This window comes from Streptomyces sp. NPDC002742, from assembly GCF_042888885.1.
In the GTDB taxonomy this organism is placed as follows: domain Bacteria; phylum Actinomycetota; class Actinomycetes; order Streptomycetales; family Streptomycetaceae; genus Streptomyces.
On sequence record NZ_JBIAQF010000012.1, the window covers coordinates 247,817 to 269,926 of the forward strand.

Annotated in this window: 20 protein-coding genes and 1 pseudogene; 10 read left to right on the forward strand and 11 right to left on the reverse strand. The window is 71.5% G+C overall.

The window, feature by feature from the left end; genetic code table 11:
- Positions 1–243 precede the first annotated feature (243 nt).
- The 8 genes and pseudogenes from ACFYW8_RS23345 to ACFYW8_RS23380 all read left to right on the forward strand — a co-directional run.
- A complete protein-coding gene (locus tag ACFYW8_RS23345; RefSeq protein WP_389079195.1) occupies positions 244–1,314 on the forward strand; it encodes a M4 family metallopeptidase in 1,071 nt (356 codons plus the stop codon).
- A 107-nt stretch (positions 1,315–1,421) separates the two neighbouring features.
- Positions 1,422–1,688, forward strand: coding sequence for a protealysin inhibitor emfourin (locus ACFYW8_RS23350; protein ID WP_389079198.1), 267 nt, complete (start codon positions 1,422–1,424; stop codon positions 1,686–1,688).
- 171 nt (positions 1,689–1,859) lie between these two features.
- Positions 1,860–3,176 carry a GH1 family beta-glucosidase gene (locus ACFYW8_RS23355; RefSeq protein ID WP_389079202.1) on the forward strand — a complete coding sequence of 439 codons (1,317 nt, stop codon included), beginning with the start codon at positions 1,860–1,862 and terminating at the stop codon, positions 3,174–3,176.
- Entirely contained in the window at positions 3,173–4,438 is a 1,266-nt protein-coding gene (locus ACFYW8_RS23360) for an MFS transporter (protein WP_365871233.1), read from the forward strand. The genes ACFYW8_RS23355 and ACFYW8_RS23360 overlap by 4 nt, the downstream gene beginning before the upstream one ends.
- 43 nt (positions 4,439–4,481) lie before the next feature.
- Positions 4,482–4,919, forward strand: coding sequence for a GNAT family N-acetyltransferase (locus ACFYW8_RS23365; RefSeq protein ID WP_389079208.1), 438 nt, complete (start codon positions 4,482–4,484; stop codon positions 4,917–4,919).
- Positions 4,920–5,402: 483 nt separating this feature from the next.
- Positions 5,403–5,879, forward strand: a complete 477-nt coding sequence (locus ACFYW8_RS23370; RefSeq protein ID WP_389079212.1) for a hypothetical protein — start codon at positions 5,403–5,405, stop codon at positions 5,877–5,879.
- A gap of 253 nt (positions 5,880–6,132) precedes the next feature.
- Positions 6,133–7,461 (forward strand): beta-xylosidase, encoded by a 1,329-nt coding sequence (locus tag ACFYW8_RS23375; RefSeq protein WP_365871239.1) that lies wholly within the window; start codon positions 6,133–6,135, stop codon positions 7,459–7,461.
- A gap of 99 nt (positions 7,462–7,560) precedes the next feature.
- Positions 7,561–8,586: pseudogene (locus ACFYW8_RS23380) on the forward strand (WxL protein peptidoglycan domain-containing protein); the annotation flags it as partial.
- Here ACFYW8_RS23380 and ACFYW8_RS23385 read toward each other — a convergent pair.
- Both ACFYW8_RS23385 and ACFYW8_RS23390 read right to left on the reverse strand, forming a co-directional pair.
- The gene (locus tag ACFYW8_RS23385) at positions 8,483–8,821 is read right to left on the reverse strand and encodes a P-II family nitrogen regulator (protein WP_365871241.1); all 339 of its coding nucleotides are present in this window, start codon (positions 8,819–8,821) and stop codon (positions 8,483–8,485) included. The pseudogene ACFYW8_RS23380 and the gene ACFYW8_RS23385 sit on opposite strands and share 104 nt — an antisense overlap.
- On the reverse strand, positions 8,818–10,125 hold the full coding sequence (locus ACFYW8_RS23390) for an ammonium transporter (RefSeq protein WP_365871243.1): 1,308 nt from the start codon (positions 10,123–10,125) through the stop codon (positions 8,818–8,820). The genes ACFYW8_RS23385 and ACFYW8_RS23390 overlap by 4 nt, the downstream gene beginning before the upstream one ends.
- A 244-nt stretch (positions 10,126–10,369) precedes the next feature.
- Here ACFYW8_RS23390 and era point away from each other — a divergent pair, with 244 nt between their 5' ends.
- Positions 10,370–11,335 (forward strand): GTPase Era, encoded by a 966-nt coding sequence (gene era / locus ACFYW8_RS23395; protein ID WP_261702641.1) that lies wholly within the window; start codon positions 10,370–10,372, stop codon positions 11,333–11,335.
- A gap of 147 nt (positions 11,336–11,482) precedes the next feature.
- On the opposite strand, the gene ACFYW8_RS23400 is transcribed toward era, so the two are convergent.
- From ACFYW8_RS23400 to ACFYW8_RS23425, 6 genes are all read right to left on the reverse strand, one after another.
- Positions 11,483–11,836 carry a cytidine deaminase gene (locus ACFYW8_RS23400; protein WP_365871245.1) on the reverse strand — a complete coding sequence of 118 codons (354 nt, stop codon included), beginning with the start codon at positions 11,834–11,836 and terminating at the stop codon, positions 11,483–11,485.
- A gap of 98 nt (positions 11,837–11,934) precedes the next feature.
- Positions 11,935–12,294: an MmcQ/YjbR family DNA-binding protein gene (locus ACFYW8_RS23405; RefSeq protein WP_389079223.1), complete on the reverse strand. Its 360-nt coding sequence runs from the start codon at positions 12,292–12,294 to the stop codon at positions 11,935–11,937.
- Positions 12,291–13,595 carry a hemolysin family protein gene (locus ACFYW8_RS23410; protein ID WP_389079228.1) on the reverse strand — a complete coding sequence of 435 codons (1,305 nt, stop codon included), beginning with the start codon at positions 13,593–13,595 and terminating at the stop codon, positions 12,291–12,293. The genes ACFYW8_RS23405 and ACFYW8_RS23410 overlap by 4 nt, the downstream gene beginning before the upstream one ends.
- The gene (ybeY, locus tag ACFYW8_RS23415; protein WP_389079232.1) at positions 13,592–14,089 is read right to left on the reverse strand and encodes an rRNA maturation RNase YbeY; all 498 of its coding nucleotides are present in this window, start codon (positions 14,087–14,089) and stop codon (positions 13,592–13,594) included. Before ybeY ends, ACFYW8_RS23410 begins: the two co-directional genes overlap by 4 nt.
- Before the next feature lie 12 nt (positions 14,090–14,101).
- Positions 14,102–16,240, reverse strand: a complete 2,139-nt coding sequence (locus tag ACFYW8_RS23420) for a PhoH family protein (protein ID WP_389079236.1) — start codon at positions 16,238–16,240, stop codon at positions 14,102–14,104.
- Positions 16,241–16,484: 244 nt separating this feature from the next.
- Complete coding sequence (locus ACFYW8_RS23425; protein ID WP_365871255.1) at positions 16,485–17,588, reverse strand: PfkB family carbohydrate kinase; 1,104 nt, start codon at positions 17,586–17,588, stop codon at positions 16,485–16,487.
- A gap of 455 nt (positions 17,589–18,043) precedes the next feature.
- On the opposite strand from ACFYW8_RS23425, the gene ACFYW8_RS23430 reads away from it, so the two are divergent.
- Positions 18,044–19,579, forward strand: a complete 1,536-nt coding sequence (locus tag ACFYW8_RS23430) for an MFS transporter (RefSeq protein ID WP_389079242.1) — start codon at positions 18,044–18,046, stop codon at positions 19,577–19,579.
- 98 nt (positions 19,580–19,677) lie between these two features.
- Here the strand turns inward: ACFYW8_RS23430 and ACFYW8_RS23435 are convergent, their stop codons facing one another.
- The 3 genes from ACFYW8_RS23435 to ACFYW8_RS23445 all read right to left on the reverse strand — a co-directional run bounded on the left by ACFYW8_RS23435 (position 19,678) and on the right by ACFYW8_RS23445 (position 22,037).
- Positions 19,678–20,670 (reverse strand): adenosine deaminase, encoded by a 993-nt coding sequence (locus ACFYW8_RS23435; protein WP_389079246.1) that lies wholly within the window; start codon positions 20,668–20,670, stop codon positions 19,678–19,680.
- Between the two features lie 77 nt (positions 20,671–20,747).
- On the reverse strand, positions 20,748–21,653 hold the full coding sequence (locus ACFYW8_RS23440) for a ribonuclease Z (protein WP_389079249.1): 906 nt from the start codon (positions 21,651–21,653) through the stop codon (positions 20,748–20,750).
- A 6-nt stretch (positions 21,654–21,659) separates the two neighbouring features.
- Positions 21,660–22,037: a histidine triad nucleotide-binding protein gene (locus ACFYW8_RS23445; protein WP_389079253.1), complete on the reverse strand. Its 378-nt coding sequence runs from the start codon at positions 22,035–22,037 to the stop codon at positions 21,660–21,662.
- Between the last annotated feature and the right edge of the window lie 73 nt (positions 22,038–22,110).

Sequence of the window (22,110 nt, forward strand, 5' to 3'; positions counted from 1 at the left end):
CGACTACAGGCCCTCGCCGCGGCAGCTAAGGAGAAGCAGCCCGAAACGCATGATGCTCCGCAGCCTAGCGGAGCCTCGCTCCGTACGGAGGGCTGTATCAGTATGCGGGATCACGCCCACCAAAAGGTACAAAAAGTGCGCCATACCACTTCCAGGCGGAATCCCAGGCTCCTTATCTCCGCATTTCACCAATCATGGTTGCATGTAGTGACATACAAGTCACTCAGTGCAAGGGTGCCGGGCATGACGACCAACGGGGGCTTCGAGCCCGTTCACTGCACCATCGTGCCGCCCCACGTCCTCGACAAGCTCGCCAGGCACGAGGACCCGGCGCTCTCCGGTCCCGCGCGCCAGACCCTGGAGCGCGACGCGTACGAGCGCACCCACCGGCGGCTGACCACCGTCCTCGGCGCACCGGCCGTGCCCGCGCCCGCGGGGGCCGACGAGCACGCGCCGCACCGCACGATCTACGACGCCCGCCACCGGCAGGACCTCCCCGGCAAGAAGGTCCGCGGCGAGGGCGACAAGCCGGGCAAGGACGCCACGGTCAACCGCGCGTACGCGGGGCTCGGCGCGACCTTCGACCTCTACCTGAACGCCTACCACCGCACCTCGATCAACGGCGAGGGCCTGCCGCTCGACGCGACCGTGCACTTCGACACGAACTACAACAACGCCTTCTGGAACGGCGAGCAGATGGTGTTCGGCGACGGCGACGGCGAGATCTTCCTCGACTTCACCATCCCGGTCGACGTCATCGGCCACGAGCTGACCCACGGCGTCACCCAGTACACGGCGAACCTCACCTACTTCGGCCAGCCGGGCGCCCTGAACGAGTCCATGTCGGACGTCTTCGGCTCGCTGATCAAGCAGTACACGCTCGGCCAGAACGCCGCCGAGGCCGACTGGCTGATCGGCGCGGGCCTGCTCGCCCCGCGGATCACGGGCACCGCCCTGCGCTCCATGAAGGAGCCGGGCACCGCGTACGACGACCAGGTCCTCGGCAAGGACCCGCAGCCCGGGACGATGGACGGCTACGTCAGCACGGGCCGCGACAACGGCGGCGTCCACATCAACTCCGGCATCCCCAACCACGCCTTCTACCTCGTCGCCACGGCCCTCGGCGGCCACGCGTGGGAGCGGGCCGGACAGATCTGGTACGACGTCCTCACCGGCGGCGAACTGCCCGAGCAGGCCCTCTTCTCGGACTTCGCCCGGCTCACGCTCGCCGCGGCGCGGACCCGGTACAACGAGGGGGAGGAACTGCAGGCCGTGACGAAGGCCTGGGAACAGGTCGGAGTCCCGTCCGCGTAGCCCCGGGCGGACCGGCAGTCCCGGACCGGCAGCCCGGGTCCCGTAAGTCCCGGACCCGCGGCCCGAAGGCCTGGCCCCGGGCGCCCGACTCGTACTAGACAGGACCCATGCGTATCGAAGTGCGGCGCACGGGCGGATTCGCCGGCATCGAGCGCCGTGCCGAGGTGGACACCTCGGCACGGCCCGACGCCGCCGAATGGCAGGCCTTGGCCGAGCGGGCGCTCGCGGCCGGGCGGGGCACGCCCCCGGCCGGCGTCCCGGACGGCTTCAGCTACCGGATCACCGTGGACGGGAAGACGGTCTACGCCGCCGACCCGAGACTCACGGAGGACCAGCGCGAACTGATCTCGCGGGTGCTGAAGGAGGGTGCCTGACGGAGGGCTCCTCACGGTCTCTGGCGGAGGACGCCTGACGGAGGACGCCTCACGGTCTCTGGCGGAGGACGCCTGACGGAGGACGCCTCACGGCCTCTGCCGGAGGACGCCTGACGGAGGGCGCCGAAAGCGGTCACGCCGAACCGTTGACTTCCGTTACCGCCGGTACAGATGATCGCGCGCATGGCGACGATCCCCCTCCCGCAGTTCCCGTCCGGCTTCCTCTGGGGCGTGTCCACCTCGGCCCACCAGATCGAGGGGGCCGTGGACGAACGCGACCCCTCGGTGTGGGACGCCTTCAGCGCCGGGCCCGGACACATCAAGGACGGCTCCACGGCGGCGGTGGCCTGCGACCACTTCCACCGCTACCCCGAGGACGTGGCACTCCTCGCCGGCCTCGGCGTGGACGCGTACCGCTTCTCGGTCTCCTGGCCCCGGGTGAACTCCCCCGGCGGCCTCGACTTCTACGACCGGCTTGTCGACGCCCTGTGCGCCGCCGGTATACGGCCCGTGCCGACCCTCTTCCACTGGGACCTGCCGGCGGAGCTCGACTGGCTGGACAGGGACACCGCCGAGCGGTTCGCCGAGTACACCTCGGTCGTCGCCGGACGCCTCGGGGACCGCGTCAAGAAGTGGATCACTCTCAACGAGCCCGCCGAGCACACCCTGCTGGGCCACGCGCTCGGCGCGCACGCCCCCGGCAAGCAGCTCCTGTTCGACGCGCTGCCGGTGGCCCACCACCAGCTCCTCGCCCACGGTCTCGCCGTACGGGCCCTGCGCGCGGCCGGCGCCGACGACATCGGGATCGCCAACTCGCACGGCCCGACCTGGGCGGCCTCGGACCGTACCGAGGACGTGGAGGCGGCCGACTTCTACGACCTGCTGCTCAACCGCCTGTTCGCCGATCCCGTCCTGCTGGGGCGGTACCCGGAAGGCATCGGCGAGTTGATGCCCGGCGACGTCGAGGCGGACCTGAAGATCATCGGCGAGCCGGTCGACTGGTACGGGATCAACTACTACCAGCCGACGAAGGTGGGCGCTCCCGAGGGCGCGGAGATCGAGTTCAGCGGACTCACGCTGCCCGCCGAACTGCCCTTCACCGTCAAGGAACTGGAGGGCTACCCGGTCACCGACTTCGGCTGGCCGGTGGTGCCCGAGGGTCTCACCGAGCTGCTGACCGGCTTCCGCGAGCGCTACGGCGACAGGCTCCCGCCCGTCGTCATCACCGAGAACGGCTGCAGTTACGACGGCATCGACGACCAGGAGCGGATCGCCTTCCTGGACGGTCATCTCCGGGCGCTGCACCGGGCGTTGGAGCAGGGCGTGGACGTACGCGGCTACTTCGTCTGGTCGCTGATGGACAACTTCGAGTGGGCTGAGGGGTACGCGCGCCGCTTCGGTCTCGTGCACGTCGACTTCGACACGCTGAAGCGGACCCCGAAGGCCTCGTACAACTGGCTGCGGGACGCCCTGCGGGCGCAGAGATGACCGCGGCCGACCACCCGGTCATACCCGTGGCCGCCCTCGCCGAGCCCACCCTGCGGGTCGGCCGGGGCTGGACCTCCGCGCTCTCGCTCGCCAACGGGGCGATCTGGGTGGGCTGGTACGGCCCCCTGCAGATCCTCCTCGCCTCCCAGGCGGAGGACTTCGCGCCCGGCACCGGCATGTCCAAGGAGGCGATGCTGGCGTGGGTGACGGGTGCGGGCGCGGTCGTCTCGCTGATCGCCAACCCGCTCTTCGGCGCGCTGTCCGACCGTACGACCGCGCGCCGGGGCCGCCGTACGCCGTGGATCGTGGCCGGGGCGGCCGGCGGAGCGCTGTCCCTGCTGCTCCTCGCGGGCGCGGGCGGCGTGTGGACGATGGCGGCGGGCTGGTGCCTGGTCCAGCTCACCCTGAACGCCGCGTTCGCCGCCGTCACCGCCGCCGTCCCCGACCGGGTGCCACGGCTCCAGCGCGGTTCCGTGGGCGGCTGGCTGGGCGCGGCCCAGATCCTCGGTGTGGTGGGCGGCACGGGACTCGCGACGGTGGCCGGGGGCACCGGTGGCGGGTACGCGGCGTGCGCGGTGTTCACCCTGGTCGGCGTCCTGCCCTATGTCCTCCGCTACCCGGACCTGCGCCTGCCGGTGTCGGCCCGCCCGCCCTGGTCCGGGCGCGCGTTCCTCGCCTCCTTCCGGCTGAGCCCGCGCGAGCACCCCGACCTGGCGTGGGCCTGGCTGACCCGCTTCCTGATCAACCTCAGCAACGCCCTGGTGCTGCTGTATCTGCTCTATTACCTGCGCGACCGGCTGCACTACGGCGACCCCGAGCAGGGGGTCCTGGTCCTCACGGCGGTGAACGGGGTCACGCTGCTGGCCACGGTCGTGGTGGGCGGCGTGTGGTCGGACCGGCTGGGCCGCCGCAAGCCGTTCGTGATCTGGTCCGGCGTCCTGATGGCGGTGGCCACGGCGGTACTGGCGGGCTGGCAGACCTGGCCCGGCGCGATCACCGCCGCGGCCGTCCTCGGCATCGGTTTCGGCGTCTTCACCTCCGTCGACTTCGCCCTGATGACCGACGTCCTGCCGAAGGCCCTCGACCGCGGCAAGGACCTCGGCGTCATCAACATCGCCAACGCCCTCCCCCAGGTCGCGGCCCCCGTACTGGCGGCCCCGATCGTGACGTACCTGGGCGGCTACCGGGTCCTGTACCTGGTCGCGGCGGTGATCGGCCTCGCGGGGGCGGTGCTGGTGGGGCGGATCAAGGGGGTGGACTGAGCCGGTCCGAAATCGGGTGACTCCGGTGGGACGGTCGTCTTGGATGGCGCCGTCCCTGGCCGGTGCGCTGGCGGTCCCGCACGTGGCGTTCGCGGCGCCCGGCACGGCCCTCGGCACCGCCGGACCCGCCGAGCTCGCCGCTGAGATCACCGCCCGGGCCGGTGATCTGCCCGCCGCCGCCGAGCGCGTCCGCGCGGGCCGCACGGTGGTGGCCGCGGCCGTCGAGGGCGGCGTGGTGCTCAGTTCCGGAATGCATCTGCCCGTCGGTGGGGTGAGCGAGGTCGCGGGCGTCGGTACCCTGCCCGCCGCGCGGCGGCGCGGGCTGGCCCTCGCGGTGACCGCCGCCCTGGTGGCCGACGCCCGGACGCGGGGCGTCGACACGGTCTTCCTGTCCGCCGGCGACGACGACGTGGCCCGGATCTACGGCCGGCTCGGCTTCCGGCGCGTGGCCACGGCCTTGATCGCCGAGCCGGGGACTTGATGGGGGCCGGGCGCCTCGGGGTCCCACGGGCCCGGACGCTCGGGCAAGCCCCACGAGTACGTCACCACGCCGGAATCCGAACCCCGACGTGTGAACGGGTCGCCAGGTCGCCCACAACCCGCACGTCCACTTGGTGTGCCGAGGCACGACACCGGAGGCCGGACTGCGGCGACCCCCGAACGTGGCCCACTCCCGGCCCGCACCCGGGTCCAACTTCGGCCACTTTTCACAACCGTTGAAGGAAAGGGTCCGCTTCCCTTGCAATCGTGAGGCACCCGCGTCTCAATGGGACCGCACGTTCCGACGGACCGTCAGATACGCCTCCGCACGGCGTCCCGCACCCCACGCGCGGACGGTCCGCGTACACGTCTCCCCGCACCCTCACCGAGCACAGAGGTGAGAAGCCCGTGTGCCCGGACCTGGGCGGACGGTTCCGTCCCGACCATCCCCACATGGCAATTCCCCACAAGGGAAGGGATTTCGATGAGAGGCAAGCGACTCGGAACCGTCGCGGCGTTAGCCGCCGGCACCCTCGCCGTGACCGGTCTGGCCTTCGCGCCGACCGCCGCGGCCGTCACTCCCCAGACGGCAACCATCAACGCGACCTGCACCCTCGGTGGCGGCGGTGCGGCCACCCTCACGGCCACCCAGGACGGCACGGCCGCGACCATCACCCTCAGCTCCACCACCATCACGTCCCCGCTCCCCCTCGCCGCGAACTCGGTCACCTCCACGCTGACCCTGGTGAACGCGAGCGGCGGGACCACCGCCTTCAGCGGCAAGAAGAACCCCGCGATCGCCGCGGGCGGCGGAGTCTCGGTGGGCCCCCTCGACGGCACCGTCGCCTCCGGCGACAGCCTGGAGACCTACGGCGGCTCCCTGAAGATGGTGGTCTTCGGCATCACCATCACCTGCACGGCGGACGCGCCGCAGTCCCCTGGCCCGTTCGTCTTCGACTGACCGACCGCGCCATGACGTGACGAGGGCCGGTGCCGCCCGCGCGCAGCGGCACCGGCCCTCCGGCAACTCCCCAGCGGGTGAACCGGGTTGGCGACCCGGCAGGCACCCCGTTCAACGATCATGACAGAAACTGATGGCCCATCAGTCACTGCGCCGGGACTCCATTGACTTCTCGCACGGCCCGCACATCAATGGCCCCCTGTCGGCGCAGACGAGCCGCTGCGCCCGCATCCCTCAGGAGGGGGCTACAACCATGTCAACCACGGGTCCGACAACCCGAAGACGCCGCCTCGCGGCACTGCTCGGGGCGACCGTACTCGCGCTCACCGCGGGAGGCGCGCTGGCCGCCCCGGCCGGAGCCGCTCCCACGAACGTGGACTTCGCCACGCACTGCATCCCGCCGGCGATCGCGGGCCTCCCGCCGATCGACGGCACCACCACCGCGAAAATCACGGTGGACAACGCGAGTCCGAAGGTCGGCGACACGGTCACCGTGACCTACACGGTGGTCACACCCGCCGCCAGCAACCCCGTCGACATCGCACTGCCGGCCGACATCATGACCCCCACCGGCAAGGTAGCGCTGGGCGGCGCGCAGACCGGAAACGTCACCGTCGCCGGTCCCAAGAAGAACGACCCGGTGCCCGGCAAAGGCGCCTTCCCGTCGTTCAGCATGACGGGCACGTTCACCGTCACCGCGCCCGGCGCGATCACCCTGTCGCCGGGCGACTACAACATCCACACCAGCTACATCATGGAGCTGGACACCCCGTGCACGGTCATCACCCCGCCCGCCCCGGTGTCGGAGACGGTCACCGCGACCGGTGGCGGACAGACCAACACCCGGGCCATCCAGCTCGGTTCGGCCTCCGGGAACCCCGGTGACAGCGTGACCGTCACCGGCAGCGACTTCACCCCGGGCGCCACGGTCACCCTCGCCGGACGGGCCGGGGCCACCCAGACCGCCGACACCGCGACCGTGACCGCGAACGCCCAGGGTTCCTTCAGCGGCTCGCTCGTCGTCAACGACAAGACGACGACCGGCGTGGTCGCGTACGAGGGAGGGAGCTGGAACGCGGACACCGGAGCGGGTCCCGCCGCGTACGTCGTCATCGACAACACGCCCGTCCCGGACGGCAGTCAGAAACTCACCACCACGGTGAAGGCGGGAACGCTGTCGATGACCCAGGCCGGGGACGCCGTCGCGCTCTCGGCGGTCGACTACGGCAAGGGCGGTGCCTCCACGGGCGCCCTGCGGACGGTGACGGTCAAGGACTTCCGCGGCGGACCCGCGGGCTGGTCCCTGACCGGCAAGGTCACCGACTTCACCGGCCCCGGAGCGAAGATCGGTGCCGGTGCCCTGAGCTGGACCCCGGCCTGCGCCACCAAGGCCGGCAGCCCGAGCACCTGCCAGGCCGGCTCGTCCGGCGCGGTGGGCACCTCGGGGGCGACACTGGCGTCCACCCCCAACGGGACGCTCACCGGTGGTGAGTTCACCGTCGACGCCGGACTGTCGCTGAACGTACCGGAGTTCACGCCCCCCGGCTCCTACTCCGGTGTGCTCACGCTGACGCTCAGCTGACCGGTCCGCCACTCGACCGGTCCGTCCGCACCCCGGTGGCCGGGCGCGCACCCGCCCGTCCACCTCGTCCGCCCATGCCGTCCGCGGGGGTCCGCACCCATGCGCAAGCCGTACGCCCTCCTCCTGAGCCTGTTCCCTGCCCTGCTGGCCCTCTCCGCCTTCCTGGCGACTCCCTCGTACGCGGCCGACAACGGGAGCTGGTCGGTCTACCCCGTGTCCTCGCGCATCGCCGCGCGGCCCTACTTCTACCTCTCCGCCGACCCCGGCCAGACCCTCCGGGACAAGGTCACCGTCGCCAACAAGACCGGCGGTCCGCTGACCTTCCGGCTGTACGCGGCCGACGCCTACAACACCGCGCGCGACGGCGGTTTCGCCGTGCGCACGCTGAAGGAGGCACAGCGTGGGGTGGGGGCCTGGGCCCGGCCCGCCCGCTCCCGGGTCACGGTGCCCGCGCACGGCGAGGTCACCGTGCCGTTCACGCTCCACGTCCCGGAGCGGGCGGAGCCCGGCGACCATCCGGGCGCGCTGGTGGCGCTCGACGAACGGATCGAGACCGGCTCGGGCTCCCTGTCGGTCGGGGTGCGACGAGCCGTGGCCGCCCGGGTCTACCTCCGGGTCGGCGGGCCCACCGTTCCCGCCCTCGCCGTCGAGAAGGTCCGCCTCACCCACCACCAGCCGCTGATCCCCGGCACGGGCGCCTCCGCGGCCACCGTCTCGTACACGCTCCACAACACCGGCAACGTGACCCTGAACCCGAAGGTGCGGCTGAAGGCCGAGGGCCTCTTCGGGCGGACCCTGGCGTCCCGCGACCTGGCGGGCATCCCCTCGGAACTGCTGCCCGGCCAGCGGGTGCGGCTCACCGCGCCCTGGCACGGCGCGCCCCAACTCGACTGGGGAGACGTGACGTTGACGGCCAGCGCGCCGGGCACCCGGGAGTCGGCGAGCGTGTCGTTCCTCGCGCTTCCATGGCTGGTGGCCGCGGTGACGGGAGCCGCGGTCACCGCGGCGGCGGTGGTGACGATCAGAGCGCGTCGGGCCCGCGTTCGCCCGTCCGTACCCGTACGACCGTCTCCACGGGTACGGACCACACCTTTCCGTCCCCGATCTTCCCGGTCTGCGCGGCCTTCACCACCGCGTCGATGACCGCGTCGGCCACCGCGTCCTCGACGACGACCTCGATCCGGGCCTTGGGGACCAGGTCGACGCGGTACTCGGCGCCGCGGTACACCTCGGTGTGCCCGCGCTGACGCCCGTACCCGCTGGCTTCGGTGACGGTCAGCCCGTGCACACCGAGCTCCTGCAGGGCGGTCTTGACCTCGTCGAGGCGGTGCGGCTTGACGACGGCGGTGATGAGCTTCATGCCTGGGACTTGGCCTTCTGCGCGGTGGGAAGGGACGACGACACCGGGGCGCCGTGGCCCAGGACCCCGTGATCGTAGGCGCTCTCGGCGTGCACCGTAAGGTCCAGGCCGGTCTGCTCGTGTTCCTCGTCCGCGCGCAGGCCGATCAGCCGGTCGAGCAGCCTGCCGATGCCGTACGTGGCGCCGAACGCGTACGACCCGACGGCCAGCACGCCGACCAGCTGCCGGCCGAGCTGGCCGAGGCCGCCGCCGTACAGCAGCCCCTCGATCCCGCCCGTCATCCCGTGGACCGCGAAGACCCCGATGAGCAGGGTGCCGATGACGCCGCCGACCAGGTGGACGCCGACGACGTCCAGCGAGTCGTCGTAGTTCAGCTTGAACTTCCAGCTCACGGCGTACGAGCAGACGACGCCGGCGGCGAGCCCCACGGCGAGCGCGCCCAGCAGGGACACCGACCCGCAGGACGGGGTGATGGCCACCAGACCGGCGACCGCGCCCGAGGCGGCGCCCAGCGTGGTCGGGTGGCCGTCGCGCCGCTGCTCGACGAGGAGCCAGCCGAGCAGGCCCGTGCAGCCGGCGGTGAGGGTGTTGAGGAAGGCCGCGGCGGCCAGACCGTTGGCGCCGAGGGCGGACCCGGCGTTGAAGCCGAACCAGCCGAACCAGAGGAGACCGGCGCCGAGCATCACCATGGGCAGGTTGTGCGGGCGCATGGCGTCCTTCTTGAAGCCGAGCCGGGGCCCGAGGACCAGGCACAGCGCGAGCCCGGAGGCGCCCGAGGTGATCTCGACCGGCATACCGCCCGCGAAGTCGAGCGCGCCGAGACCGTCGCGGATCCAGCCGCCGGGGCCCCACACCCAGTGCGCGACGGGAACGTATACGAGCAGCGCCCAGACGGGCACGAAGACGAGCCAGGCCCCGAATTTCGCCCGGTCGGCGACCGCCCCGCTGATCAGCGCGGCGGTGATGATCGCGAAGGTGAGCTGGAAGGTGGCGAAGAGCAGGGTGGGGACGCTGCCCTGCACGCTGTCCGGCCCGAGCCCGGCCATCCCCGCGTGCCGCAGGTCGCCGATGAGCCCGCCGAACCCGTCCTGGCCGAACACCAGGGAATATCCGGCCGTCAGCCAGACCACCGTCACCAGGGCGATCGAGACGAAGCTCATCATGAGCATGTTGAGCACGCTCTTCGCGCGGACCATGCCGCCGTAGAACAGGGCGAGGCCGGGCGTCATCAGGAGGACGAGCGCGGTGGCGGCGAGCAGCCAGGCTGTGTCGCCGGTGTCGATCCGGGCAGCGGCCAGAGTCACGGTCTCTCCAACGGGGTGGGGGCGTCGTCAGAGCGTCATGGGCGCGCATTTCTGGTTGCGCACACCAGCGTTTCCGATGTGTTTCATTGCGCCGTGATTTCCGAATCCTCACGGATGAGCTGTGTGGCGCCCGGCATGTGAACGCCCGGCGGGCGAGTCCCGGCACCCCGGGCGCGGGTGTCGGAATGCCCGCCTCCGCGGTATCGAACAGCTTGGTACGGCAGGCGCCCGACGATCAGGGAGAATGGGCGCCATGAGCGTTCGCAACCAGTCATCCGAGCCGTCCGAGGCAGTGGGGAACCACCGCGCCGGCTTCGCCTGTTTCGTGGGCCGCCCCAACGCGGGCAAGTCCACCCTCACGAACGCTCTGGTCGGCCAGAAGGTGGCGATCACCGCGAACCAGCCGCAGACCACACGGCACACCGTGCGGGGCATCGTGCACCGGCCCGACGCGCAGCTGATCCTCGTCGACACCCCTGGCCTGCACAAACCGCGCACCCTGCTGGGCGAGCGGCTCAACGACATCGTCCGCACCACCTGGGCCGAGGTCGACGTGATCGGCTTCTGCCTGCCCGCGAACGAGAAGCTCGGCCCGGGTGACCGTTTCATCGCGAAGGAACTGGCGTCGATCAAGAAGACGCCGAAGATCGCGATCGTCACGAAGACCGACCTCGTCGACAGCAAGACCCTCGCCGAGCAGCTCATCGCGATCGACCAGCTCGGCCGGGAGCTCGGGTTCGAGTGGGCCGAGATCGTGCCGGTGTCGGCGGTCGGCGACTCGCAGGTGGGTCTGCTGGCCGACCTGATCGTCCCGCTGCTGCCGGAGGGGCCCGCCCTCTACCCCGAGGGCGACCTGACGGACGAGCCGGAGCAGGTCATGATCGCGGAGCTGATCCGCGAGGCCGCCCTGGAGGGCGTCCGCGACGAGCTTCCGCACTCCATCGCCGTCGTGGTCGAGGAGATGCTGCCGCGCGAGGACCGCCCCGCCGACAAGCCGCTCCTCGACATCCACGCCTTCGTCTACATCGAGCGCCCCAGCCAGAAGGGCATCATCATCGGCCCCAAGGGCAAGCGCCTGAAGGACGTCGGCATCAAGTCCCGCAAGCAGATCGAGGCACTGCTCGGCACGCCGGTCTTCCTCGACCTCCATGTGAAGGTCGCCAAGGACTGGCAGCGCGACCCCCGGCAGCTGCGCAAGCTCGGTTTCTGAGGAACCTCCCCGCCCCTGAAGAACGTGAGGACGGCCCGGTCTCCGGGCCGTCCTCACGTACAAGGGCGGGCGGAAGCTTCTCGGCCCGCCCGCACCGTCGGCGTCGGCCCGCGGTCACCTTGACCGCCGCCCGGCGCCCCGCAGGGGTCAGCCCGCCGCCACCGTCAGGCGTACGACACCGTCCAGCCCGGCCAGCAGCACCGGCGTCGCGGGCCCGCCGAGATCGCGTACGGCCGCGCGGTCCTCGTCCGTGACGGCCGCCGCCTCGGAGACCACGGCCGCCGCCTCCAGGGACTTCGCCCCGGACGCCACTGCCATCGCCACGGCCGTCCGCAGGGCGCTCAGCCGCAGGGACTCCAGCTCCACGGTCCCGGCGACGTAGGTACGCCCCGTCTCGTCGCGTACGGCGGCGCCCTCGGGCACACCGTTGCGGGCCCGCGCGGAACGGGCCAGGGTGACGATCTTGCGGTCCTCGGGGTCGAGCGCGCTGCTGTCGGTCATGACCAGAGCATACGAAGTCCCGGTGCGCGCCCCGGCCGAAGGGTCACCCCCGCCCACCGGATACCTCGGCCCGCGGCGGGGTACGGGCCCGCCTGCCGTCAGGGACGGTCGAGGCGCAGCCGCTCGGCCCGCGGCAGACCGGCCACGACGAGATCGTACGAATCCTCGATGAGCTCCCGGACCAGGCGGTCCGGAAGCTCGCCGTCGACGGTCACCGTGTTCCAGTGCCGCTTGTTCATGTGATAGCCGGGGATGATCAGCTCCGGATGCTGCTCGCGCAGCCGGATCGCGTCCTGCGGGTCGCACTTCAGGTTGACCTTGAGCGGGCGCCCGTCCAGGTTCGTCAGGGCGAAGAGCTTGCCCAGCACCTTGAAGACCGAGGTCTCGGGGTTGAACGGGAAGTCCTCGACGGTCGCGTTGAAGGACAGACAGAACGCGCGCAGTTGCTGCGGAGTCACTCCTGCTTCTCCTCCTGAGGCTGCCCGGCCGGTCCGACCGGCTCCACCAGGACCGTGACGATCTTGTTCCGGCGGCCTGCCGCGGCCTCCGCGGTCAGCCGCAGCTCGCGTCCGTCGGGCAGCTCGACCACCGAGGAGGCACCGGCGATGGGGACCCGTCCCAGCGCCTTGGCGAGCAGGCCGCCGACGGTCTCCACGTCCTCGTCGTCGTAGGCCTCGAAGCCGTACAGCTCGCCAAGGTCGCCGATGTCGAGACGGGCGGTCACCCGGAAGCGGTCGTCGCCGAGCTCCTGGACGGGCGGCAGTTCGCGGTCGTACTCGTCGGTGATCTCGCCGACGATCTCCTCGAGGATGTCCTCGATGGTGACGATGCCGGCCGTGCCGCCGTACTCGTCGATGACGACGGCGACGTGATTGCGCTCCTGCTGCATCTCGCGCAGCAGGTCGCCCGCGTTCTTGGTGTCGGGCACGAAGGCGGCCGGGCGCATGGCCGTGGACACCAGCTCGGACTCGGCGTCCCGGCTGATGTGGGTCTTGCGGGCCAGGTCCTTGAGGTAGACGATCCCGACGATGTCGTCCTCGTTCTCGCCGGTGACGGGTATGCGCGAGAAGCCCGAGCGCAGGGCCAGGGTGAGGGCCTGCCGGATGGTCTTGTAGCGCTCGATGACGACGAGGTCCGTGCGGGGCACCATGACCTCGCGCACGAGGGTGTCGCCGAGTTCGAAGACGGAGTGCACCATGCGGCGCTCGTCGTCCTCGATGAGGGACTCCTTCTCGGCGAGGTCGACCATCGCCCGCAGCTCCGCCTCGGAGGCGAACGGGCCGCGCCGGAAGCCCTTGCCGGGTGTGAGCGCGTTGCCGATCAGGATCAGCAGCGGCGGGATCGGGCCCATGATCCGGGCCAGCGGCAGCAGGACGTACGCGGCGGCCGTCGCGGTGTTCAAGGGGTGCTGGCGGCCGATGGTGCGCGGTGAGACGCCGACCGCGACGTACGACACGAGGACCATCACGGCGATGGCGACCGCGAGGGCCTGCCAGGTCCGGTCGAACTCCTTCAGGCAGGCGAAGACGACGAGCGCGGCGGCCGCCATCTCGCAGGCCACGCGGACCAGCAGCGCCACGTTCAGATAGCGCGTCGGGTCCGCGGTGACCTGCGCGAGCTTGGCGCTGCCCCGACGGCCGCTGCGGACCGCCTCCTCGGCGCGGAAGCTGGAGACGCGCGCGAGGCCCGCCTCCGCGCAGGCGGCGAGCCAGGCGACGACGACCAGGGTGATGGCACCTATGACCAACTGTGGGCTCATGACACGGTCGGGGCCGGAGACGGACCCGTGATGCCCTTCTCCGCACGCCAGCCGTCCACGATGGCGGCCTGCAGGCCGAACATCTCGGCCTTCTCGTCGTTTTCCTCGTGGTCGTAGCCGAGCAGGTGCAGCACGCCGTGGACGGTGAGGAGTTGGAGCTCCTCGTTCATGGTGTGCTGCGTCGGAGCGTCCTTGCCCTGCTGCTCGGCGACCTCGGGGCAGAGCACGATGTCGCCGAGCAGTCCCTGCGGCGGCTCGTCGTCGTCCTTCGACGGCGGACGCAGTTCGTCCATCGGGAAGGACATGACGTCCGTCGGTCCCGGCAGGTCCATCCACTGGATGTGCAACTGCTCCATGGCATCGGTGTCCACGACGATCACCGAGAGCTCGGAGAGCGGGTGGATGCGCATCCGCGCGAGCGCGTAGCGGGCGATGTCGAGGATCGCCTGCTCGTCGACCTCGGTTCCGGACTCGTTGTTGACGTCGATCGACATGGCGGTGCTGGTCTACTTCCCTTTGTGGCCCCGGCCCTTGTGCGAGCCGTTCTCGGTGCCGTTCTCGCTGTCGTACTTCTCGTACGCGTCGACGATACGGCCGACCAGCTTGTGCCGGACGACATCCTGGGACGTGAGCCGCGAGAAGTGGACGTCGTCGAGACCCTCCAGGATGTCCTGGACCTGCCGCAGACCCGACTTCGTACCGCTCGGCAGGTCGACCTGCGTCACGTCACCGGTGACCACGATCTTCGAGTCGAAGCCGAGCCGGGTGAGGAACATCTTCATCTGCTCGGCACTCGTGTTCTGGGCCTCGTCCAGGATGATGAACGCGTCGTTGAGAGTGTTGTGCGTCAACAAATAATCCTGTGTGACGTACAGCGAGTCCTCGGCCGCGACCTGGATACAGACGGCCTCCTCCCGGCCCGCGGGCTCAATGGAGTCGATGAAGCGCATGGGGCGTCCGCCGCCTCCGGCCGCGAGGTACTTGTCGCGCTTGCGTGCGAGGCGGAAGGGCTCGATGCCTTCGGGGAGGCGGATGTCGATGATGTGGGCGTCCCGGTTGAAGGGAACGTCACGGCCACGGGCCCTGCCGGGCTTTCGGCCTTCGGCCGTCCGGCGGCGGGTGTACGCCACGCCGCCGAGCGACTGCACCAGGGAGATCACGTCGTCGCGGAGCAGGATCGACGTCGTCGTGTACTGGATGCGGCAGGTGCGGTCCGCCTGGGTGACCGGGCCGCCGTCGGAGTCGAGGAGACCCTGGAGAACGGCCAGCCGCACTTCGACGGAGTTCTGCAGATAGTCGTCCGGGACGAACTTGGAGTGCGAGCGAGTACGCAGCAGGTCCGTCTCACGCAGGATCCGGGTCACCGGATTCTCCAGAGTGACGACATCGCCAGGGCTCTTGATCCGGTTGAGGACGTAGTCGGGCCCGCCCTTGTGCCGCAGAGCGACACCCGGGAGCGCGGCTTCCAGAGCTTCGGCCAGTTCCGGGTCCGCCGTCGCGAAGGAAGGGGTGGTGGACCCTGTCAGACAGCCGTCGCCCAGCAGCAGCCCCAGCGCGTACGGATCCATGGGGACCTCACGCTCGGGGAAACCGACCGGTGCGGTGAGCATCGGCAGCTCGTAGCGGCGCGCGTGCGCCGCACGCAGGTTGCCGATCATCTCCTTCGTCTCCAGGACCCTCCACGGCTTGTCGCGGCGCTTGTCCGAAGCCGTGCGCACGGTCCACAGGTGCTCGCCGCAGCACAGGGTCCAGGAGCCGTCCTGGGCGGTGACGCGGTAAATGTCCTTCTCGCCCTGCGGGTAGACACCAAGGACCGGGGTCGGCTCGCCGTTCGAGCCGACGACGAGGTCACCTACCTGCAGGTCGCCGATAGGCCGCCAGCCGTCCGGCGTCAGGACGTTCGTGAATCGCGGCTGCGCGCGGCCGCGCATGTACGCCAGCGGCGCCACCTCGATCGTGCCCGCCGCCATCAGGCGCGGGATCGAGTCCGGGTCGAGCATGTCGTGCAGGGCGTCGTACAGCGGGCGCAGGTACGGGTCGATCTTCTCGTAGAGCGTGCCGGGCAGGAAGCCGAGCCGCTCGCCGGCCTCGACCGCCGGGCGGGTCAGGATGATCCGGTTGACCTGCTTGGACTGGAGCGCCTGGACGGCCTTCGCCATGGCGAGGTACGTCTTGCCGGTACCGGCGGGGCCGATGCCGAACACGATGGTGTGCTTGTCTATGGCGTCGACGTAGCGCTTCTGGTTGAGCGTCTTGGGGCGGATCGTGCGGCCTCGCGAGGACAGGATGTTCTGCGTGAGCACTTCGGCCGGAGTCTCCTGGCCGTCGCCCTCCCCGTTCTCGCTCGCCCTGAGCATGGCGATCGAGCGTTCCACTGCGTCCTCCGTCATGGGCTGCCCCGTGCGGAGCACCAGCATCATCTCGTCGAACAGGCGCTGGACGAGAGCGACTTCACCGGCGTCGCCGACCGCACTGATCTCGTTTCCCCGGACGTGGATGTCGGCCGCCGGGAAGGCCTTCTCGATCACGCGCAGCAGGGCGTCTCCGGAACCCAGAACAGTCACCATGGGGTGCTTGGCCGGGACGGTGAAGTGCGCGCGCGCCTGCCCCTGAGCGGGGCCGTGAGCTGTGGGTGTCTGAGTCATGGGCCGGCTCTGTAGGCCTGCGTATCCTCCTCGGTCGGCACGCTTGCCACACGGGCAGCCTTGCGTTCCCAGCGTACGTCGCGGCACTCACGGAGCCGTAGGGCTTTTCCTCAGGTCACGAGGTCGTGACCTGAGGACGCGCCGGGACGTGCGGAGGCGACGTGGCCTGAGGACCCGTCGACCGAGGGATCGGACGGCCTCACGATCAGGTACCTCGCCGACGGGCGGCCTCGACCGGGCGACCTCACGCAGAGCGGCCGAAACCGATCGTCGGCACCGCCCGGCGCAGCGGCCAGGGGCGGGTGACCTCCGGGAGCAGGCCCTCCAGGAAGGCGTACCGGCTCAGGGCCGCCGGGTTCTGGGCGTCGACCGAATGGACCTTGCGCCACCAGGCTGCGATCTCCGACCAGCCGGGCGCCGACAGCGATCCGCCGAACTCCTGGACGGAGAGCGCGGCGGTCAGCCCGGCGAAGGCGAGACGGTCGGCGAGCGGCCAGTCGGCCAGGGTCCCCATGACGAATCCGGCGACGAAGACGTCGCCCGCTCCGGTGGGATCCAGCGCCTCGACGGCGATCGCCGGGACCTCGGCGCTCTCCCCGGAGCGGCCGTCCACGGCGTAGGCGCCGTCGGAGCCGAGGGTGACGACCGCCAGCGGTACGTGCTCGGCCAGCGCGTGCGCCGCCGCGCGGGGGCAGTCGGCGCCGGTGTACCGCATGGCCTCCTCGGCGTTCGGCAGGAACGCCTCGCAGTGCCTCAGATCGGCGAGCCCCGCCAGGTCCCAGCGACCGGTGTCGTCCCAGCCGACGTCCGCGAAGATCCGGGTGCCCCGGCTCGCGGCCTGCGCGATCCAGGGCGCGCGGATGCCCGGGGTCAGCGAGGCGACGGCGGCACGCGCCCGCGGCGGGCAGTCCGGGGCGGGCTCCTCGTGCGGCGGCTCGTGCCCGTGGCTGACCATGGTCCGCTCGCCCTCGTACGCCATCGACACGGTGACCGGCGAGTGCCAGCCGGGCACGGTCCGCGACGGCGCCAGATCGATGCCCTCGCCCTGCTCCAGGGCGTCCCAGCAGTACTCCCCGTAGTGGTCGTCCCCGAAGGCGGCGGCGAGGGAGGTCTTCAGGCCCAGCCGGGCGAGGGCCGTCGCCATGTTCGCGACCCCGCCGGGGCTGGAACCCATGCCGCGCGCCCAGGACTCGGTGCCGCGAACGGGGGCGGAGTCGAGCCCGGTGAAGATGATGTCCAGGAAGACGGTTCCCGTGAGGTAGACGTCCCAGGGCGGGTCCTCGGCGGTGCGCAGCCCGGCGAGCGGGTCGACATGGGCCTGACGGAACGGTCCCTCGCCGTTGATCACGGTGCGCTCCCTGGGGTGGTCCGGTTCTGGCCAGTGTGCACCACATCGGCCGCGCGAGGCCGTGGGTCACGCCGGGGCGGCCGTGGCCCGTGGTGCGGGTGGGGCACGTCACCGACTGCCCGTCGCCGTCTCCGGGCCCGGAGACCCCTGTCCCCGTCCCCACGCCCGTGCTCGCCCTTGTCCCCGCGTCCGCCTGTGCCCGTCCTGGCGCCTCGCCGGTACGCACGGCACCTCGCCGGTACGCACGGCACCGGCAGCCGCCCGGCTCCCCAGCCTCGAAAAGTGGGCTCCCTACCCCGACGCCCCCACCCCAAACGAAGAGTGCCCCAGATCACACCGCTATGCCTTCTTCGCGGACCCCCCACCTTGATACAAATTGCCCGCGCGTTCCTGTCCGTCGACAGCCGCCCCCTCCCCCTCTTCTTGAGCCGCTCTCGCCTGCCCTGGGAACGCCCGTGTCCGCCCGCACCCCCACGCCCTGGCCCCTCGTCGCCCTTTTCACGGCCGGGTACCTCGCCGCGTATCTGCTCCCCACCACCGTCGGCCGGCTCGACGCGGGCCTCCCGCTGTCGGCCACCCAGGCCGGAGCCGTCGGCAGTGTCCTGCTGCTGGGTTCGGCCTCGGCCGGCTTCCTGCTCGCCTCCCGCGTCGACCGTTTCGGCCCGCGCAGGCTGGCCCGCGCGGGCCTGCTCCTCGCGGCCCTCGGCTACGGCACCGCCGCGCTCTCGACGGCCGTCCCTCTCGTGGTCGTCGGCGCGATCGTCGGCGGCTTCGGTTCCGGTACGGCCACCGCGGTCGCCGCGACCGGAATCGCCGGCCGGCACGATCCGCACCGGGTCACCGCCCTGGGTCTGCTCGGCGTCTCAGGCCTCGCGGGCGCGCTGTATCTGACGATCCCCCATCTGGGCCCGGCGCACGGTGTCCCGCTCGCCGCGATCGCCTGCACCGCGCTGCTCGCACTGTCCCTGACGGGTCGCCTCCCCGCGCGCACACCGGCGGCGCACACCCTGCGCACCGCCACCCCGCTCCCGCACCGCCGCTCCGGCCTGCTCCTCGCCGGGGCGATGCTCTTCTGGTCCCTCGCGCAGAACTCCCTGTGGGGCGTGAGCGGCCGGATAGGTCTGACCCAGGCGGGCCTCACCGAGGTCGAGGTCGGCGCGGTCTTCGCGGTGGCGCTCGGCGCCGGACTGCTCGGGACCATCGGGGCGGGCGCCCTCGGCCCGCGGCTCGGCCGGGCGCTGCCGATCGGTCTGGGCACGGCGCTGATCGCCGGCTGCATCGCGCTGAGCGCGGCGGCCACCGATCTGACGTCCTTCGCGGCGGGCGAGATCGCCTGGAACGCGCTGTACCCGGTCGTGCTGTCGTACGTGATCGGCCTCGCCGCGTCCATGGACCGGCGCGGCCGGTGGGCGGTCCTCGTCGGCTCCGCGTCCTCGCTCGGCACGGCGTGCGGCCCGCTCACCGGCAGCCTGCTGTCCGCGCGGGCTGGCTACCCGGCGATGGGAACGGTCCTGGCGGCCGGTCTGCTGCTGGTCGGCGTCCCGATGACCCTGGTGGCCCTGCGCCCGCGGCGCACCACCCAGATCGCCGGGATCCCCGTCATGGAGAGGCCCGCCCTGGAGATCCCCGACGTGGAGAGGCCCGCCGTGGAGAGGCCCGCCGTGGAGCTGCCGGTCCTGGGGCTGCCGGTGGTCCTGGAGATGCCGGTCCTGGAGATGCCGGCCGCGAGCAACCCCGTGGCGCAGACCCCGGCCGCGCACGCCCCGTCCGCCGAGATCCCGGCAGCGGTCGGCCACTTCGCGGAGATCCCGGTCGTGGAGGTCTCCGCGGCGCCGGTCCCGGTCGTGGACACCGCCCTCGCGGAGGCCGCCGTGGCGGACGTCGTGGGGTTCCCCCTGGAAGGCGTACCCGCCCAGCGGGCGGCGTACGGCACGGCGGGGCCCCGGCACCCGGCGGCCACCGCGTCCGCGCCGGGGCCCGTGACCGTCTGACGCCCGCCCCCCGTCCGCCCGTCCCATCCGTCGCCCGTCCGGGCGGACGGGCGGACGGGCGGGCGAAGGAGTCGACGGGCGTACGGGCCCTCGCCCGCTTACGCGAACTCGTACGCGTCGACCTCGGCGATGTACCGGGCCCGGCGCTCCTCGTCGTGCTCCAGGAAGGACGCCTCGAAGGAGTTGCGCGCCAGCTCCCGCAGCCGCTCCTCGCCGAGACCGAGGGCCTCGCGTACCGCATGGAAGTTGTCGCCGACGTAACCGCCGAAGTAGGCGGGGTCGTCGGAGTTGACCGTGCACAGGAGTCCGGCGTCCAGCATGGCGGGCAGCGGGTGCTCCGCCAGGACGTCCACGGCGCGCAGCCGTACGTTCGACAGCGGGCAGAGGGTCAGCGGAACACGCTCCCGGACCAGCCGTTCGACGAGCTCCGGGTCCTCCATGCAGCGCAGCCCGTGGTCGATGCGCTCGACGCCGAGTACGTCGAGCGCCTCGGTGATGTAGGCGGGCGGCCCCTCCTCGCCGGCGTGCGCGACGCGCCGCAGACCGAGCTCGGCGGCGGCCTCGTACACCGCGCGGAACTTGACCGGCGGATGGCCGACCTCGGCGGAGTCGAGGCCGATGCCGGTGATCCGGTCGAGGTAGGGCTTCGCGGCCTCCAGGGTGTCCATGGCGGACTCGGCGGACTCGTCGCGCAGGAAGCACATGATCAGCTGGGTGGAGACGCCGTGGGTCTCCTCGCTCCGTCCGAGCGCCCGCCACAGCCCCTCGACGACCGTCCCCATCGGCACGCCCCGGGCGATGTGCGCCTGCGGGTCGAAGAAGATCTCCGCGTGCCGCACGCCCTGCGCGGCGGCCCGGGCGAGATAGGCGTCGGCCAGGTCGGCGAAGTCGGCTTCGGTCCGCAGGACGGCCATGAGCTCGTAGTACAGGTTCAGGAAGGTCTGGAGGTCGTCGAAGAGATACGCCTTGCGCAGCTCTTCGGTGTCCGCGTACGGCAACGTGACGCCGTTGCGCGCCGCGAGCGCGAAGGCCAGCTCGGGTTCGAGGGTGCCTTCGATGTGGAGGTGCAGTTCAGCCTTGGGGAGGGACATCGAAGCATCGTACGGTCGATCCCCGGGCCCACCGAAACCGGCACCTTCCCGGCACACCGTCGCTCTCCGCGCCGTTCTCAGTGCCGCTTCGGGACCGGCACTCTCACCAGGTCGTGCGCCACCGTCAGCTCCCCGTCGAACCCCGCCGCGCGGGCCTCGCGCTCGAACTCGTCGGGATCGGAGTAGCGCTGGCTGAAGTGGGTGAGCACCAGGTGCCGTACGCCCGCCTCCTTGGCCACCCGGCCCGCCTGACCGGCTGTCAGATGCCCGTGGTCCGAGGCGAGTTGATGGTCCCCGTCGAGGAAGGTCGACTCGATGACGAGCAGGTCGCAGCCCTCGGCGAGCGCGTCCACGCCCTCGCACAGCCGGGTGTCCATGACGAACGCGAACCGCTGTCCCGTCCGCACCTCGCTGACGTCGTCCAGCGTGACACCCCGCAGCGAGCCCTCCCGTTGCAGCACCCCGACGTCGGACCCCTTGATCCCGTGCTCGGCGAGCCGCTCCGGCAGCATCCGCCGCCCGTCCGGTTCGACCAGCCGGTACCCGAAGGACTCGACGGGGTGGGAGAGCCTGCGCGCCTCAAGGGTGTACGCGGGGGTCGTCGCGAGGACGCCGTCGTCCCCGACCGGCGCCTCGGTGAGCCGGGCCGTCTCACGGTAGGCGGTGGCGTACCGCAGCCGCTCGAAGAAGTGCTGTCCGGAGAGCGGGTAGTGCGCGGTCACCTCGTGCGGTACGCGGTCGAGGTTGATGCGCTGGATCACCCCGCCGAGTCCGAGCGCGTGGTCGCCGTGGAAATGGGTGACGCAGATGCGGTGCAGGTCGTGCGCGGCGACCCCGGCGCGCAGCATCTGGCGCTGGGTGCCCTCGCCGGGGTCGAAGAGGAGACCCTCGCCGTCCCAGCGCAGCAGATAGCCGTTGTGGTTGCGGTGCCGGGTCGGGACCTGGCTGGCGGTGCCGAGGACCACCAGTTCACGTGCGGACAAGGCCGGTTATCCCGGCGGCCACTGCATGCCGCGGCCGCCCAGGATGTGGGCGTGCGCGTGGAAGACGGTCTGTCCGGCACCGCTGCCCGTGTTGAACACGATGCGGTAGCTCTCCAGCTTCTCCTCGGCCGCGATCTCGCCCGCCTCCCGCAACAGGTCCGCGGCGACGGCGGGTTCGGCCGCGGCCAGGGAGGCCACGTCCGGGTAGTGCACCCGGGGGATCACCAGGATGTGGGTCGGTGCCTGCGGGTTGATGTCGCGGAACGCCACCGTCGTGTCGCTCTCGCGCACCAGCGTCGCCGGGATGTGCCCCGCCACGATCTTGCAGAACAGGCAGTCGTCCTGCGGTTCCCCGCCCTCGTCCCGCCTCGGCTCCTGCGCCATGCGTGTGCCTCCTCACGCCAGCCGATCATTACCTCCGCATGCTAGCGGCCCGACGGGCCGGTCGGCTCGTGGG

Coding starts and splice junctions, on each gene's coding strand:
- ACFYW8_RS23345 (WP_389079195.1), top strand. CDS start 244: ATGACGACCAACGGGGGCTTCGAGCCCGTTCACTGCACCATCGTGCCG.
- ACFYW8_RS23350 (WP_389079198.1), top strand. CDS start 1,422: ATGCGTATCGAAGTGCGGCGCACGGGCGGATTCGCCGGCATCGAGCGC.
- ACFYW8_RS23355 (WP_389079202.1), top strand. CDS start 1,860: ATGATCGCGCGCATGGCGACGATCCCCCTCCCGCAGTTCCCGTCCGGC.
- ACFYW8_RS23360 (WP_365871233.1), top strand. CDS start 3,173: ATGACCGCGGCCGACCACCCGGTCATACCCGTGGCCGCCCTCGCCGAG.
- ACFYW8_RS23365 (WP_389079208.1), top strand. CDS start 4,482: ATGGCGCCGTCCCTGGCCGGTGCGCTGGCGGTCCCGCACGTGGCGTTC.
- ACFYW8_RS23370 (WP_389079212.1), top strand. CDS start 5,403: ATGAGAGGCAAGCGACTCGGAACCGTCGCGGCGTTAGCCGCCGGCACC.
- ACFYW8_RS23375 (WP_365871239.1), top strand. CDS start 6,133: ATGTCAACCACGGGTCCGACAACCCGAAGACGCCGCCTCGCGGCACTG.
- ACFYW8_RS23385 (WP_365871241.1), bottom strand. CDS start 8,821: ATGAAGCTCATCACCGCCGTCGTCAAGCCGCACCGCCTCGACGAGGTC.
- era (WP_261702641.1), top strand. CDS start 10,370: ATGGGCGCCATGAGCGTTCGCAACCAGTCATCCGAGCCGTCCGAGGCA.
- ACFYW8_RS23400 (WP_365871245.1), bottom strand. CDS start 11,836: ATGACCGACAGCAGCGCGCTCGACCCCGAGGACCGCAAGATCGTCACC.
- ACFYW8_RS23410 (WP_389079228.1), bottom strand. CDS start 13,595: ATGAGCCCACAGTTGGTCATAGGTGCCATCACCCTGGTCGTCGTCGCC.
- ybeY (WP_389079232.1), bottom strand. CDS start 14,089: ATGTCGATCGACGTCAACAACGAGTCCGGAACCGAGGTCGACGAGCAG.
- ACFYW8_RS23420 (WP_389079236.1), bottom strand. CDS start 16,240: ATGACTCAGACACCCACAGCTCACGGCCCCGCTCAGGGGCAGGCGCGC.
- ACFYW8_RS23435 (WP_389079246.1), bottom strand. CDS start 20,670: ATGTCCCTCCCCAAGGCTGAACTGCACCTCCACATCGAAGGCACCCTC.
- ACFYW8_RS23445 (WP_389079253.1), bottom strand. CDS start 22,037: ATGGCGCAGGAGCCGAGGCGGGACGAGGGCGGGGAACCGCAGGACGAC.